The following is a 15191-nucleotide window of genomic DNA, read 5'->3' as shown; positions in this document are numbered from 1 at the left end:
CCGTATCAGGCAGAAACTTCAGTTACCAGTTTTGCCAGCTCTTCGGCGTAGTTGCGAACCTGGGTTTCATCCTCGCCTTCGACCATTACCCGCACCAGAGGCTCTGTCCCGGACTTGCGCAAAAGCACGCGCCCGCGTCCCGCCATTGCCTGGGTGACGCGCGCACTGGCCTCCTTGACAGCCGGGTGCTCCAGCGGACTTTCGCCACCACCAAAACGCACATTGATCAGTACCTGAGGGCACTTGCGCAATGCCTGGCGGGTTTGCGCCAAACCTTCATTACGGGTCTTCAGCGCCATCAGCACCTGCAACGCAGCGATGATCGCATCACCGGTCGTGGTGTGATTGAAGCAAACGATATGCCCCGAGTTTTCTCCGCCGACCAGCCAGTTGCGTTCAAGCAACTCGGCAATCACGTAACGGTCGCCGACATTGGCACGAATAAATGGAATCAAAAGATCCGCCAGCGCGAGTTCCAGCCCCAGATTACTCATCAGGGTACCAACGACACCGCCCTGCAATTTGCCCCGCTCATGCAGATCACGAGCGATGATAAACAGCAATTCATCACCATCGACGATGGCGCCAGTGTGATCGACCATCAGCACCCGATCACCATCACCATCGAAAGCGATACCCAGGTCGGCATGCTCGGCGAGCACCGCAGCCTGCAACTGATCCATATGGGTCGAGCCGCAGTTTTCATTGATATTCAGACCGTTTGGCTGCGCTGACAGCACGACGACTTCTGCCCCCAACTCGCGGAAGACACTCGGAGCCACCTTATAGGTCGCACCGTGCGCACAGTCGATAACGATCTTGAGACCGGAAAAACTGGTTCCGGTTGGCACACTGCTTTTGCAGAATTCAATGTAGCGACCTGATGCATCGTTGATTCGCGACACTTTGCCGATCTTGCTCGACTCGACCACAGTCATCGGGGTATCGAGCAACTCCTCGATCATCAACTCCAGCTCATCTGGCAGCTTGGTGCCCTTACCGGAGAAAAACTTGATGCCGTTATCGTCATGCGGATTGTGCGAGGCACTGATCACGATACCGGCCTCAGCCTGAAACGTGCGCGACAGATAGGCAATGGCCGGCGTCGGCATAGGACCCAGCAACATCACATCGGCCCCCGCCGATGTCAGACCAGCCTCAAGCGCTGACTCGAACATATAGCCGGAAATCCGCGTGTCCTTGCCGACCAGCACCTTGCAGGCGCCCATCTTGCGGAACGCCATGCCAGCAGCCCAGCCGAGCTTGAGCATGAAGTCAGGAGTAATCGGGTATTCACCGACTCGACCACGAATGCCGTCAGTACCAAAGTATTTCTTGCTCATAAGTGCTCCATCATTCTTATTCGGCTGATTCCACGGCTGCGATCATGCGCACCACGTCTACCGTTTCCGCTACATCATGGACGCGCAATATACGCGCCCCCTTCACCGATGCCAGCGCCGCCAGTGCCAGACCACCATGCAGCCGCTCGCCGACAGGACGATTCAAGGCCTGCCCGATCATGCTTTTTCGGGAAACTCCGACAAGCAAAGGCCTGCCCAGGGCATGGAGGGCTTCCATGTGCTTGAACAAGCTTAGGTTGTGCTGCAGGGTTTTGGCGAAACCGAAACCCGGGTCAAGAATGATCCGCTCCTCAGGAATACCGGCCGCCGCACACTGCGCCATGCGCTCGGCTAGAAAATCACCGACTTCGCGCGTGACATCCTGATACTGCGGATTGTCCTGCATGTCTCCAGGCTCACCGAGCATATGCATGAGACACACCGGCAAACCCGTAGCCGCCGCCGCATCCAGCGCGCCATCGCGCCGCAGTGACCGCACATCGTTGATCAACCCGGCACCCAACCGTGCGGTTTCGCGCATAACGGCTGGCGTAGAAGTGTCCACCGAAATGATCACATCCAACTCGCGATTGATCAGCTCGACGATCGGCGCCACACGCTCAAGCTCTTCGAGCGGTGACACTGCGCGCGCGCCTGGGCGAGTGGACTCGCCACCGACATCAATCAGAGTCGCACCCGCTGCAACCATAGCCTCGGCGTGGCGCAAAGCCGCATCGAGCTGGCTGTATTGGCCGCCGTCGGAGAAAGAATCAGGGGTGACATTGAGAATACCCATGACATGCGTCTGGGCTAAATCAAGAACCCGGTTGCCGCAAGGCAACCGGGTCAGGGACTGTACAGAAGTCATTTCAAACCTTAAACGTCAGCAGCCGGACCGCCAATCGGTGTTTCCGGACGCTCGTCACGAACCACCGGAGGTGGTGGTGTACCAGTGCCCCCCGACCAATCACGTGGCTCGCGTGGTGTACGACCCGCCATGATGTCATCGATCTGTTCAGCATCGATCGTTTCATACTTCATCAACGCATCAGCCATGGCATCAAGCTTGTCACGGTTGTCCGTGAGAATCTGTTTGGCCGTGCCGTAGCACTGATCAATGATACTGCGCACTTCGGAGTCGATCAGCTTGGCTGTCTCACCGGAGAAGCTGGCAGCTTGACCGCCACCGCCGCGACCGAGGAACACTTCACCCTCTTCTTCGGCGTACATCAACGGACCGAGTTTTTCCGACAGGCCCCACTTGGTGACCATGTTCCGCGCAATCTGACTGGCACGCATAATGTCGTTGGAAGCGCCGGTGGTCACACCGTCGAAACCAAGGGTCATTTCCTCAGCGATACGGCCACCGTACAGCGAGCAGATCTGGCTGATCAGCGCACGCTTGGACAGACTGTAACGATCTTCTTCCGGCAGGAACATGGTCACACCCAGCGCACGACCGCGCGGAATGATCGATACCTTGTAGACCGGATCATGCTCAGGCACGACGCGACCGACAATGGCGTGACCAGCTTCGTGATAAGCGGTGTTCTGCTTCTCTTTCTCGGACATGACCATGGATTTGCGCTCGGCACCCATCATGATTTTGTCTTTGGCCAGTTCGAACTCTTTCATTTCGACGATGCGCTTGCCGCTACGTGCAGCGAACAAAGACGCTTCGTTGACCAGGTTAGCCAGGTCAGCACCGGAGAAGCCCGGAGTACCACGCGCGATAACGGCCGGAGCGACGTCATCACCCATTGGCACTTTGCGCATGTGTACTTTGAGGATTTGCTCGCGACCACGGATATCCGGCAGCCCCACCACAACCTGACGGTCGAAGCGGCCCGGACGCAGCAGCGCAGGGTCGAGGACGTCTGGGCGGTTGGTTGCAGCGATAACGATGATGCCATCGTTCATTTCGAAGCCGTCCATCTCAACCAGCAACTGGTTGAGGGTCTGCTCACGCTCATCGTGACCGCCACCCATACCGGCGCCACGATGGCGACCGACGGCGTCGATTTCGTCGATAAAGATGATGCAAGGAGCATGCTTCTTGGCCTGCTCGAACATGTCGCGAACACGGCTGGCACCGACACCGACGAACATCTCGACGAAGTCAGAACCGGAAATGGTGAAGAACGGAACCTTGGCTTCGCCAGCAATCGCCTTGGCCAGCAAGGTTTTACCGGTACCCGGAGGACCGACCATCAGCACACCGCGAGGAATACGACCGCCGAGGCGCTGGAATTTGCCCGGGTCACGGAGGAATTCAACCAGCTCGCCGACTTCTTCCTTGGCTTCGTCGCAACCGGCAACGTCAGCCAGAGTGGTTTTCACCTGATCTTCGGAGAGCAGGCGCGCCTTGCTCTTGCCGAAGCTCATCGGCCCGCCTTTGCCGCCGGCACCGCCCTGCATCTGGCGCATGAAGAACATGAACACCGCGATGATCACCAGGATCGGGAAGCTGGCTACCAGCAATTGGGTCCAGATGCTTTGCTGCTCAGGCTGCTTGCCTTCAACCACAACGTGGTTGTCGACCAGGTCGCCGATCAGGCCATTGTCCTGGATTGCCGGACGAATGGTCTTGAAGCTGTCACCATCGTTGCGCTTGCCGGTAATCACATAACCATCAACGGCTACGCGCTCGACCTTGCCATCCTTGACCTGCTGGATGAAGTCGGAATAGTTGAGGGTCTGCGGCTCGTTAGGGCTGGAGAAGTTGTTCATCACCGTCACCAGGACAGCCGCGATGATCAACCACAGGATCAGATTCTTTGCCATATCGTTCAATTAACTACCCTCTGAAGCAAGCTCCGCTACTGGCGCGCGCTTCGCATGATATTCACCGGCCTAACTTACTACATTACCTACAACTCTGGCAGGCGCCGTCTGTAACCCTTTGTGAAACACTTTCTACACAATATTCGCTTATGCACGCGGAGCGAAATACGAAAAACCTATCACCCCACCAAAAAACCTCGTTTTACTCGCTACGACCGCGGTAGCCCCAAGCCAACATGTATTGCTCACGGGAACTGCCACGGGAAGAGTCTGGCTTGATCATCTGGATCTTGTCGAACTTCTTCCGAGCATCCTTCAGGTAAACATCAAACCCTTCGCCCTGAAAAATCTTGATCACAAAATTTCCACCCGGCTTGAGTATCCGTTCGGCCAGATCAAGCGCCAACTCGCAAAGAAACATGGCTTTCGGCATATCTACTTCAGGCGTACCACTCATATTGGGGGCCATATCGGAAATCACAAGGTCCACCTGCGAATTACCCACGGCTTCTAGAATCCGCCCGAGCACTTCGTCCTCGGTGAAATCGCCCTGAATGAAAGTCACGTCCGGAATGCTGTCCATTTCCAGGATGTCCGAGGCGATCAGACGCCCCTGACCACCGATCAGCCGGCTAGTCACCTGCGACCAGCCACCGGGCGCCGCACCCAGGTCGACAACGCTCATACCGGGACGGATCAGCTTGTATTTCTCCTGGATCTCCAGAAGTTTGTAACTCGCACGCGAGCGGTAGCCATCCTTCTGTGCTTGCTTCACATAGGGATCGTTGACATGTCGTTTCAGCCAACCAAGGCTTGTCTTGGAACGCGCCATTGGGCACCTCGATGATTAGGGTCGTGATTAATTGGGCGGATCCACGAGCCCTCGGGTAAAATGGCCGCCATTTTACAGAATCCAGACGAAAGGGTCAGATTATGCCGCTCACTCCAGAGCAGAAGAAACAGTACAAATCCATTGGCCACCACCTGAAACCCGTTTTGACGGTGGCTGACAACGGTTTGACTGAAGGTGTTTTAGCCGAACTTGAACGCGCTTTGGCGGACCACGAGCTGATCAAGATCAAGCTCAACATCCTCGATCGCGAGTCGCGCCTGGCGCATATCGCAGAACTGTGCAAGGTCGGCAAAGCAGACCTGGTACAGGTCATCGGCAAGATGGCACTGGTTTACCGCAAGAACTTCAGCGTCAACAAGCAGCTGTCGAACGTTCATCGCTTCAAGTGATGACAAGGGTCAAGGGTGTGCTTCGCGCACCCTGCCACTCCATCCCGGCACCGGCTGCATCACCAGCACCAGCCCGGAAAAGCCCAGAACCAGATAACTGAAGACCTGCCAGCGCTGCGCATCCGGCCAGCCGACACGCACTGCGACAAACATCGCACACGCATACAACGCCATCAGCAGCACCTGACCGCGAAAATCTCGCCATAGACTGGCAAGGCCCTCGGCCTGTACCAGCACCAAAGCCTGAAAAATAACGCATACGGCGGCAAAACCTACCACCAGCACTTCAAATGCACTGGCCACCTCATCGATCAGCAGCGGTGCCAGGCCAATCTTGCCCAACGCCGGCTGCAAACCGAGATGAATCAGCCATAGACCGCCAACCCAAAGCATCTGGGTCAGCTGCCAAAGCATGGCGCCCGCATGCAGCGGGCGCCCTTTTTCAGATGTGACGGACTTCGACAATCTCGTACTCGATCACGCCGCTTGGCGTTTTCACGGCGACCACATCGCCCTCTTCCTTGCCAATCAAGGCACGGGCCAAAGGCGAGCCGACCGAAATCTTGCCAAGTTTGAAGTCAGCCTCATCCTCACCCACGATGTGGTAAGTGACGCTTTCGTCAGTCTCGACATTGGCGATTTCGACGGTGGTACCGAAAATCACTTTGCCAGTGTGCGGAATGGTCGTGACATCGATGATGACCTGATTCTGAATCCGGCCTTCGATATCACGAATCCGCGCCTCGACCATGCCTTGCTGTTCGCGGGCAGCATGGTATTCAGCGTTTTCCTTCAAGTCACCCAACTCGCGAGCCGTACCAATGTCCTGGCTGAGCTTCGGACGGACGACCTTGGTCAGGTGAGCGTGTTCTTCTTCCAGGGCTTTGGCGCCCTGGACGGTCATTGGGTATTTGATCATGCCTTCAATCCTGCGTGTAGATCCTGCAAGCGGCGCACGGTTTTTTCAGGACCGAACTTCAGCGCTTCACAGATAGCTTCGCCAGCAGCAATAGTGGTTGTGCAGTAAATCTTGTGCTGCAAGGCATTACGACGAATGGAGTACGAATCAGCGATCGACTGACGACCTTCAGTGGTGTTGATGATAAGGGTGACTTCGTCATTCTTGATCATGTCGACCACGTGCGGACGACCCTCAGTCACTTTGTTCACACGGCGCACTTTCAGGCCTGCGGCTTCGATCAGCTTGGCAGTGCCGGCAGTGGCTACCACTTCGAAGCCCAAGTTGATCAGATCGCGGGCCACGCCTGCAACCAGTGGCTTGTCGTCGTCACGCACGCTGATGAATGCTGTACCGCCGGTCGGCAGCACTTCGCTGGCGCCCATCTGGGCTTTGGCGAATGCTTCACCGAAGGTGTCGCCGACGCCCATCACTTCACCGGTCGACTTCATCTCTGGGCCGAGAATCGGGTCGACGCCAGGGAACTTGGCGAACGGGAATACCGCCTCTTTCACGCTGTAGAAGTTCGGGATGATTTCTTTGGTGAAGCCGATTTCTTTCAGGGTCTTACCGGCCATCACGCGGGCAGCGATCATCGCCAGGGAGACACCGATGCACTTCGACACGAACGGTACGGTACGGGAAGCGCGCGGGTTGACTTCGATGACGTAGATGTCTTCGCCTTGCAGCGCCAACTGCACGTTCATCAGGCCGACAACGCCCAGTTCCAGAGCCATTTTCTTAACCTGTTCGCGCATCTCGTCCTGGATGTGCGCCGGCAGCGAGTACGGCGGCAGCGAGCACGCGGAGTCACCGGAGTGAACGCCAGCCTGTTCGATGTGCTGCATGATCGCGCCGATCACCACGTCTTTGCCGTCACAGACCGCATCCACGTCCATTTCGATGGCGCAGTTGAGGAAGTGGTCGAGCAGCACAGGGCTGTCGTTGGACACTTGCACCGCGTCACGCAGGTAACGCTTGAGCTCGTCTTCCTTGTAAACGATTTCCATCGCACGGCCGCCCAGTACATAGGACGGGCGCACTACCAGCGGATAACCGATCTTCGCGGCAGCACGAACAGCTTCGTCTTCGCTGCGCACAGTGGCGTTTGGCGGCTGACGCAGATTCAGGCGCTCAACCATTTGCTGGAAACGCTCACGATCTTCAGCGCGGTCGATGGCGTCCGGGCTGGTGCCGATGATCGGCACGCCAGCGGCTTCCAGCGCACGAGCCAGTTTCAGCGGAGTCTGGCCGCCGTACTGGACGATCACGCCTTTCGGCTTCTCGACGCGGCAGATTTCCAGCACGTCTTCCAGAGTTACCGGTTCGAAGTACAGACGGTCGGAAGTGTCGTAGTCGGTGGAAACGGTTTCCGGGTTGCAGTTGACCATGATGGTTTCGTAGCCGTCTTCGCGCAGGGCGAGAGCAGCGTGAACGCAGCAGTAGTCGAACTCGATGCCCTGGCCGATACGGTTCGGACCACCGCCCAGAATCATGATCTTGTCGCGACCCGACGGCGCAGCTTCACACTCTTCCTCGTAGGTGGAGTAGAGGTAAGCGGTGTCAGTGGCGAACTCGGCGGCGCAGGTGTCAACGCGCTTGTAGACCGGGAACACTTCCAGCTTCTGGCGATGAGTGCGCAGGTTCTTCTCGGTCACGCCCAACAGTTTGGCCAGACGCTGATCGGAGAAGCCTTTGCGCTTGAGCTTGAACATCAGGTCGCGGTCGATAGCGGACAGACCGAGGGTCTTGACCTTCTCTTCTTCCTTGATCAGATCTTCGATCTGCACCAGGAACCACGGGTCGATCATGTTCATGCCGAAGATGTCTTCGACCGACAGGCCAGCGCGGAAAGCATCTGCCACGTACCAGATACGCTCGGCGCCCGGCACGGTCAGTTCGCGCTTGAGCACGCTCATGCTTTCCGGGTTGCTCAGGTCGAGCTTCTCGTCCAGACCGCAAACGCCGACTTCCAGACCGCGCAGGGCTTTCTGCAGGGATTCCTGGAAGGTACGGCCGATGGCCATGACTTCACCGACCGACTTCATTTGCGTGGTCAGGCGTGCGTCAGCCTTGGCGAACTTCTCGAAGGCGAAGCGTGGCAGCTTGGTGACGACGTAGTCGATCGACGGCTCGAAGGACGCTGGGGTCTTGCCGCCGGTGATGTCGTTCGACAGTTCGTCGAGGGTGTAACCCACAGCCAGTTTGGCCGCGACTTTAGCGATCGGGAAACCGGTGGCTTTCGAAGCCAGTGCCGAGGAACGCGATACGCGCGGGTTCATTTCGATCACGACCATACGGCCGGTGTTCGGGCAGATACCGAATTGAACGTTAGAACCGCCAGTCTCGACGCCGATCTCGCGCAGTACCGCCAGCGAGGCGTTACGCAGGATCTGGTATTCCTTGTCGGTCAGGGTTTGTGCTGGAGCCACGGTGATCGAGTCACCGGTGTGCACGCCCATCGGGTCGAAGTTTTCGATCGAGCAGACGATGATGCAGTTGTCCTTTTTGTCGCGGACAACTTCCATTTCATATTCTTTCCAGCCGATCAGCGATTCGTCGATCAGCAGCTCTTTGGTCGGCGACAGGTCCAGACCACGGGCGCAGATTTCTTCGAACTCTTCACGGTTGTACGCGATACCGCCACCGGTGCCGCCCATGGTGAAGGACGGACGGATGATGCACGGGAAGCCCAGGGTTTCGAGAACCGCGTTGGCTTCTTCCATGCTGTGGGCGATACCGGAACGCGGGCACGCCAGGCCGATGGATTTCATCGCCTTGTCGAAACGCGAACGGTCTTCGGCCTTGTCGATGGTGTCAGCGTTGGCGCCGATCATTTCCACGCCGAACTTCTCCAGAACGCCTTCGCGCTCCAGATCCAGGGCGCAGTTCAGAGCAGTCTGGCCGCCCATGGTTGGCAGCACCGCGTCCGGACGCTCTTTTTCGATGATCTTGGCAACGGTCTGCCACTTGATCGGCTCGATGTAGGTAGCGTCCGCCATGTCCGGGTCGGTCATGATGGTGGCCGGGTTGGAGTTCACCAGAATGACGCGGTAACCCTCTTCGCGCAGGGCTTTACAGGCCTGGGCGCCGGAGTAGTCGAATTCGCAGGCCTGGCCGATAACGATCGGGCCAGCGCCGAGAATCAGGATGCTTTTAATGTCTGTACGTTTTGGCATGGGTTTGTCACTCAAATCCGCAGGTCAGTCGGCAAGCCGTCTTGATCGATTTCTGAAGTCTCGAGGGGGCCACCGGTGTCGGGGCCGCCCTCGAGGGCTTCTCTCTACAGTCTCAAGGCGAACGCTTAGCGTCGCTTGGCCATCTCGTTGATGAAGCGGTCGAACAGTGGCGCGACGTCGTTCGGGCCCGGGCTCGCTTCAGGGTGGCCCTGGAAGCTGAACGCGCTCTTGTCGGTGCGCTCGATGCCTTGCAGGGTGCCGTCGAACAGCGATTTGTGGATCGCACGCACGTTGGCTGGCAGGGTTTCTTCGTCTACCGCGAAACCGTGGTTCTGGCTGGTGATCATCACGACGCCAGTGTCCAGATCCTGCACCGGGTGGTTAGCACCGTGGTGGCCGTGGCCCATTTTCAGGGTCTTGGCGCCGGAGGCCAGAGCCAGCAGTTGGTGACCGAGGCAGATGCCGAACACCGGAATTTCAGTTTCCAGGACTTCCTTGATCGCCTTGATCGCGTAGTCGCACGGCTCCGGATCACCAGGGCCGTTGGACAGGAACACGCCGTCCGGCTTCAGTGCCAGCACATCAGTTGCTGGCGTCTGTGCAGGTACGACGGTGACGCGGCAGCCGCGCTCGACCAGCATGCGCAGGATGTTGACCTTGACGCCGTAGTCGTAGGCAACCACGTGGTAAGGCAGCTCGGAAGCGTCGATGGTCGCGTGGCTGTCGGTTTTCAGATCCCAGACAGTCGAGCGCCACTCGTATTGAGTCTTGGTGCTGACGACTTTCGCCAGATCCATGCCCTTCAGGCCCGGGAAACCTTGCGCAGCGGCGATGGCCGCTTCTTCGGAGATGTTGTCGCCGGCCATGATGCAGCCGTTCTGTGCGCCTTTTTCACGCAGGATGCGGGTCAGGCGACGGGTGTCGATACCGGCGATTGCCACAACGTTGTTGGCTTTCAGGTAGTCGGACAGGGACATCGTGTTACGCCAGTTGCTCGCTACCAGCGGCAGGTCACGGATGACCAGGCCAGCGGACCAGACGCGGTCGGACTCGGCATCTTCCGGCGTGGTGCCGGTGTTGCCGATGTGCGGGTAAGTCAGGGTAACGATCTGTTGGGCGTAGGAAGGATCGGTAAGGATTTCCTGATAGCCGGTCATTGCGGTGTTGAACACCACCTCACCAACGGTTTGACCGTCGGCACCAATGGCTTCGCCGCGAAAAATGCTGCCATCAGCAAGGGCAAGTATGGCTGGCTTAGTCAAGAAGACCTCCCGTAAATAACGCATGAAAGGGCGATCGCAGGTTGTAAAAAAGCGGAGTGACGTATGGACACGTCACCCCGCTTCTTCACTGAATTATTCTGCGCGCTTTTAGTGGACACACTAAAGCTGTAGCTTACAGAAAAAGGCTTTTTTGGTCCACCGCTAAAGAGCCGAAAAGGCCGGAGAATGCGACAGGTCGTCGCCGAGCGGAGAAAAACCAGCGCAAACAGGGCGTTTGCGCCGGGTTCAGCAGTGTATCAACGCAGGTCGAGCACGTCTTGCATGTCGTACAGACCCGGCTCGCGACCATCCAGCCACAGCGCGGCACGCACCGCGCCCTTGGCGAACGTCATACGGCTAGACGCCTTGTGCGTGATCTCCAGGCGCTCACCCTCGCAGGCGAACAACACGGTGTGATCACCGACCACATCACCACCACGCACAGTGGCAAAACCGATGGTTTCACGCTCACGAGCGCCGGTATGACCCTCACGACCGTACACCGCGACTTTCTGTAAATCGCGATCCAGCGCACTGGCAATCACTTCACCCATGCGCAACGCCGTACCCGACGGCGCATCGATCTTGTGCCGGTGATGGGCTTCGATGATTTCGATATCCGCATCATCACCCAGCACGCGCGCCGCCATGTCGAGCAGTTTCAGCGACAGATTGACACCGACACTGAAGTTGGCCGCGAACACGATCGGAATATCTTTGCCCGCGTCGGCCAGCAACTGCTTCTGCGCCGCGTCCAGCCCGGTGGTACCAATGACCATGGCCTTGCCGGCCTTGCGGCAGAACGCGAGGTTTTTCAGCATCACTTCGGGCAGCGTGAAGTCGATCAACACATCGAACTCTTCAGCCACAGCTTCGATATGCCCGGACAGCGGCACACCGATACGCCCCAGCGAGGCCAGCTCCCCCGCATCGACGCCGATCAGCGTGCTGCCAGGACGAACCACGGCGGCGGTCAAACCGGTCAGCGGCGCGCGCTGCTGCACGGCCTCGACCAGAATCTTACCCATGCGCCCTGCAGCGCCCATCACAGCTATACGTCGCATGCCGACTCCTTACAGATCGCCGAAGAAGCGCTTCACACCGTCGAACCAACCGGTGGTTTTCGGCGAGTGGCTATTGTCGTCGGCCAGCGAGCTGCGGAATTCTTCCAGCAGTTCGCGCTGACGACGATTCAGATTGACCGGAGTTTCCACCGCAACGCGGCACATCAGATCGCCCGCACCGCCGCCACGTACCGGCGCCACGCCTTTACCGCGTACGCGGAACTGCTTGCCGGTCTGGGTGCCTTCAGGGATTTTCAGTTTGACGCGACCGTCGAGGGTCGGAATTTCCAGCTCGCCGCCCAGCGCCGCATCAACGAAGCTGATCGGCACTTCGCAGAACAGATGCTTGCCATCGCGCTGGAAAATGTCGTGTTCGCGGACATTGATGACCACATACAGGTCGCCCGTCGGGCCGCCCTGCGTACCCGCTTCGCCTTCGCCGGACAGACGAATGCGGTCACCGGTATCGACGCCAGCCGGCACTTTGACCGAGAGGGTTTTGTACTCTTCAACACGGCCGTCACCGTGGCAGGAGTCGCACGGATCGGAAATGATCTTGCCCTGGCCATGGCAACGCGGGCAGGTTTGCTGCACCGAGAAGAAGCCCTGCTGCATGCGCACCTGACCGATGCCGCCGCAGGTCGGGCAGGTCGATGGCGACGAGCCTTTCTTGGCGCCCGAGCCATCGCACGGCTTGCAGTTGACCAGTGTCGGAACGCGGATATTCACCGACGTGCCGCGCACCGCTTCTTCCAGATTCAGCTCCAGGGTGTAGCGCAAGTCGCTGCCACGCTGAGCGCCGCCACGGGAACCGCCGCGACCGCCACCGAAGAAATCACTGAAGACATCACCAAAGATGTCCGAGAAGTTCTGACCGCCAAAACCGGCGCCACCGCCACCCATGCTCGGGTCGACGCCGGCATGACCATACTGGTCGTACGCCGCACGCTTGCTCGAGTCGGACAGCACTTCATAGGCCTCGTTGGCCTCTTTGAACATTTCTTCCGACGCTTTGTCATCGGGATTACGGTCCGGGTGGTGCTTCATCGCCAGACGACGGTAAGCCTTCTTCAGCTCCGCATCGCTTGAGCCGCGCTCAACACCCAACACTTCGTAATAGTCACGCTTTGCCATAAGTCTTCTGCACTCTTGAGGACGTTCGGCAAACCCCTCCTGAGGATGGCCAAACTCGTTGAGCCCCAATACAGGCCCGGACCCAACTCACGTCAATTCAACGATCCTGGTCTTTGTTTCTTGCGGTACTTGCGGCGCGAAAAGCAGGAGCATTCCCGGCCATACCGCCAACATCCGAACCTTGTCGCATGCTGTAAAAATTCGCGTATTCCAGATACGCCAACGCGGGAGCTAGCTCCCGCGCGGCGACATCCTACCAGTCACTGCCTAAAGGCAGTCAACCGGCCGACCAACAACTTACTTGTGGTCTTTGACTTCTTCGAACTCTGCATCGACAACGTCGTCAGCCTTCTCAGCCGATTCGCCTTGCGGGGCTGCGCCATCAGCTGGCTGAGCCTGTTCGGCGTACATCTTCTGAGCAACCGGAGCGGAGACTTTCGACAGCTCTTCAACCTTGGCTTCGATGGCAGCCTTGTCGTCGCCTTTGACAGCGGCTTCCAGAGCAACCACAGCAGCTTCGATCGCAGTCTTCTCTTCGGCGGTGACTTTGTCGCCCGCATCAGCAATCATTTTGCGAGTCGAGTGAACCAGTGCGTCACCCTGATTACGGGCAGCGGCCAGCTCTTCGAACTTGCGGTCTTCCTCAGCGTTGGCTTCGGCGTCACGCACCATGCGCTCGATTTCTTCGTCGGACAGACCGGAGTTGGCCTTGATCACGATCGACTGGGTCTTGCCGGTGGCCTTGTCTTTCGCACCAACGTGCAGGATGCCGTTAGCGTCGATGTCGAAGGTCACTTCGATCTGCGGCACGCCACGTGGAGCAGGTGGAATGTCGGCCAGGTCGAACTTGCCCAGGGACTTGTTCTGAGTGGCTTGCTTACGCTCGCCCTGCAAGACGTGAATGGTCACAGCGCCCTGGTTGTCGTCAGCAGTCGAGAACACTTGCGATTTCTTGGTAGGAATCGTGGTGTTTTTCTCGATCAGCGCGGTCATCACGCCACCCATGGTTTCGATACCCAGGGTCAGCGGGCTAACGTCGAGCAGCAGAACGTCTTTCACGTCACCAGCCAGAACAGCGCCCTGAATCGCAGCACCCATGGCAACAGCTTCGTCCGGGTTAACGTCTTTACGAGCTTCTTTACCGAAGAAATCGGTAACCAGCTTCTGTACCAGCGGCATACGGGTCTGACCACCGACCAGAATCACGTCGTTGATCGCGCCAACGTCCAGACCGGCGTCTTTCATAGCGATGCGGCAAGGTTCGATGGTGCGCTGAACCAGGTCTTCAACCAGTGCTTCGAGCTTGGCACGCGAGATCTTCACGTTCAGGTGCTTAGGACCGGTCGCGTCTGCAGTGATGTACGGCAGGTTGACGTCGGTCGACTGAGCGGACGACAGCTCGATCTTGGCTTTCTCAGCGGCTTCTTTCAGGCGCTGCATGGCCAGCGGGTCACCTTTGAGGTTCATGCCGCTTTCTTTCTTGAATTCGTCAACGAGGTAGTCGATCAGACGAATGTCAAAGTCTTCACCGCCGAGGAACGTGTCACCGTTGGTGGCCAGAACTTCGAACTGGTGCTCGCCATCAACTTCAGCGATCTCGATCACGGAAACGTCGAAAGTACCGCCACCCAGGTCATAAACGATCACGGTGTGATCGCCCTTGGCCTTGTCCATACCGTAAGCCAGAGCAGCTGCGGTCGGTTCGTTGATGATGCGTTTTACGTCCAGACCAGCGATGCGGCCGGCGTCTTTGGTCGCCTGACGCTGGCTGTCGTTGAAGTAGGCCGGAACGGTGATCACCGCTTCGGTCACGGTCTCACCGAGGTAGTCTTCGGCGGTCTTCTTCATCTTCTTCAGAATTTCAGCCGAGATTTGTGGCGGTGCCATTTTCTGGCCGTTCACTTCAACCCAGGCGTCGTTGTTGTCAGCCTTGACGATCTTGTAAGGGACCATCTGGATGTCTTTCTGCACAACTTCTTCGTCGAAACGACGACCGATCAGACGCTTTACTGCGTACAGGGTGTTGTGCGGGTTGGTCACAGCCTGACGCTTGGCCGACTGACCTACCAGAATTTCGCCATCGTTGGCGTAAGCGATGATCGACGGCGTGGTACGCGCGCCTTCAGCGTTTTCGATAACTTTTGCTTTGCCGTTTTCCAGCACGGAGACGCAGGAGTTGGTGGTCCCCAGGTCGATACCGATAATTTTGCCCATGTTAACTCTCC

The 15191-nt window shown here is 58.0% G+C and carries 12 protein-coding genes; 1 reads left to right on the top strand and 11 read right to left on the bottom strand.

Annotated elements, in window-relative coordinates; genetic code table 11:
- Window positions 1-5 precede the first annotated feature (5 nt).
- The 4 genes from glmM to rlmE form a co-directional block, all read right to left on the bottom strand.
- Entirely contained in the window at window positions 6-1343 is a 1338-nt protein-coding gene (gene glmM / locus HU754_RS05310) for a phosphoglucosamine mutase (RefSeq protein ID WP_186623072.1), read from the bottom strand.
- Window positions 1344-1359: 16 nt separating this feature from the next.
- Window positions 1360-2211: a dihydropteroate synthase gene (gene folP / locus HU754_RS05305; protein WP_095049712.1), complete on the bottom strand. Its 852-nt coding sequence runs from the start codon at window positions 2209-2211 to the stop codon at window positions 1360-1362.
- 8 nt (window positions 2212-2219) lie between these two features.
- Window positions 2220-4127, bottom strand: coding sequence for an ATP-dependent zinc metalloprotease FtsH (gene ftsH / locus HU754_RS05300; RefSeq protein WP_016986501.1), 1908 nt, complete (start codon window positions 4125-4127; stop codon window positions 2220-2222).
- 202 nt (window positions 4128-4329) lie between these two features.
- Window positions 4330-4959, bottom strand: a complete 630-nt coding sequence (gene rlmE, locus HU754_RS05295) for a 23S rRNA (uridine(2552)-2'-O)-methyltransferase RlmE (RefSeq protein WP_007915237.1) — start codon at window positions 4957-4959, stop codon at window positions 4330-4332.
- A gap of 101 nt (window positions 4960-5060) precedes the next feature.
- On the opposite strand from rlmE, the gene HU754_RS05290 reads away from it, so the two are divergent.
- A complete protein-coding gene (locus HU754_RS05290) occupies window positions 5061-5369 on the top strand; it encodes a YhbY family RNA-binding protein (protein ID WP_003221534.1) in 309 nt (102 codons plus the stop codon).
- 9 nt (window positions 5370-5378) lie between these two features.
- Here the strand turns inward: HU754_RS05290 and HU754_RS05285 are convergent, their stop codons facing one another.
- The 7 genes from HU754_RS05285 to dnaK all read right to left on the bottom strand — a co-directional run bounded on the left by HU754_RS05285 (window position 5379) and on the right by dnaK (window position 15180).
- Complete coding sequence (locus tag HU754_RS05285; protein ID WP_186623069.1) at window positions 5379-5783, bottom strand: MFS transporter; 405 nt, start codon at window positions 5781-5783, stop codon at window positions 5379-5381.
- A gap of 28 nt (window positions 5784-5811) precedes the next feature.
- Window positions 5812-6288, bottom strand: a complete 477-nt coding sequence (gene greA / locus HU754_RS05280; RefSeq protein WP_003221530.1) for a transcription elongation factor GreA — start codon at window positions 6286-6288, stop codon at window positions 5812-5814.
- Complete coding sequence (gene carB, locus HU754_RS05275; RefSeq protein ID WP_007915231.1) at window positions 6285-9506, bottom strand: carbamoyl-phosphate synthase large subunit; 3222 nt, start codon at window positions 9504-9506, stop codon at window positions 6285-6287. The genes greA and carB overlap by 4 nt, the downstream gene beginning before the upstream one ends.
- 125 nt (window positions 9507-9631) lie before the next feature.
- Entirely contained in the window at window positions 9632-10768 is a 1137-nt protein-coding gene (carA, locus tag HU754_RS05270; protein ID WP_186623067.1) for a glutamine-hydrolyzing carbamoyl-phosphate synthase small subunit, read from the bottom strand.
- Between the two features lie 257 nt (window positions 10769-11025).
- Window positions 11026-11832 carry a 4-hydroxy-tetrahydrodipicolinate reductase gene (gene dapB / locus HU754_RS05265; protein ID WP_116256444.1) on the bottom strand — a complete coding sequence of 269 codons (807 nt, stop codon included), beginning with the start codon at window positions 11830-11832 and terminating at the stop codon, window positions 11026-11028.
- 9 nt (window positions 11833-11841) lie between these two features.
- Window positions 11842-12966 carry a molecular chaperone DnaJ gene (gene dnaJ / locus HU754_RS05260; protein WP_186623058.1) on the bottom strand — a complete coding sequence of 375 codons (1125 nt, stop codon included), beginning with the start codon at window positions 12964-12966 and terminating at the stop codon, window positions 11842-11844.
- Between the two features lie 297 nt (window positions 12967-13263).
- Window positions 13264-15180, bottom strand: coding sequence for a molecular chaperone DnaK (gene dnaK, locus HU754_RS05255; protein ID WP_007915221.1), 1917 nt, complete (start codon window positions 15178-15180; stop codon window positions 13264-13266).
- Window positions 15181-15191: the final 11 nt, after the last annotated feature.

Source organism: Pseudomonas zeae (assembly GCF_014268485.2).
Lineage (GTDB): Bacteria > Pseudomonadota > Gammaproteobacteria > Pseudomonadales > Pseudomonadaceae > Aquipseudomonas > Aquipseudomonas neuropathica.
The sequence above is the reverse complement of the archived record's forward strand: the minus strand, read 5'-3'. Positions and strand labels throughout refer to the sequence as shown.

Bases quoted from the DNA above. Each gene is read 5' to 3' on its own strand.
- glmM (WP_186623072.1), bottom strand. From the start codon at position 1,343: ATGAGCAAGAAATACTTTGGTACTGACGGCATTCGTGGTCGAGTCGGT.
- folP (WP_095049712.1), bottom strand. From the start codon at position 2,211: ATGACTTCTGTACAGTCCCTGACCCGGTTGCCTTGCGGCAACCGGGTT.
- ftsH (WP_016986501.1), bottom strand. From the start codon at position 4,127: ATGGCAAAGAATCTGATCCTGTGGTTGATCATCGCGGCTGTCCTGGTG.
- rlmE (WP_007915237.1), bottom strand. From the start codon at position 4,959: ATGGCGCGTTCCAAGACAAGCCTTGGTTGGCTGAAACGACATGTCAAC.
- HU754_RS05290 (WP_003221534.1), top strand. From the start codon at position 5,061: ATGCCGCTCACTCCAGAGCAGAAGAAACAGTACAAATCCATTGGCCAC.
- HU754_RS05285 (WP_186623069.1), bottom strand. From the start codon at position 5,783: ATGCTTTGGCAGCTGACCCAGATGCTTTGGGTTGGCGGTCTATGGCTG.
- greA (WP_003221530.1), bottom strand. From the start codon at position 6,288: ATGATCAAATACCCAATGACCGTCCAGGGCGCCAAAGCCCTGGAAGAA.
- carB (WP_007915231.1), bottom strand. From the start codon at position 9,506: ATGCCAAAACGTACAGACATTAAAAGCATCCTGATTCTCGGCGCTGGC.
- dapB (WP_116256444.1), bottom strand. From the start codon at position 11,832: ATGCGACGTATAGCTGTGATGGGCGCTGCAGGGCGCATGGGTAAGATT.
- dnaJ (WP_186623058.1), bottom strand. From the start codon at position 12,966: ATGGCAAAGCGTGACTATTACGAAGTGTTGGGTGTTGAGCGCGGCTCA.
- dnaK (WP_007915221.1), bottom strand. From the start codon at position 15,180: ATGGGCAAAATTATCGGTATCGACCTGGGGACCACCAACTCCTGCGTC.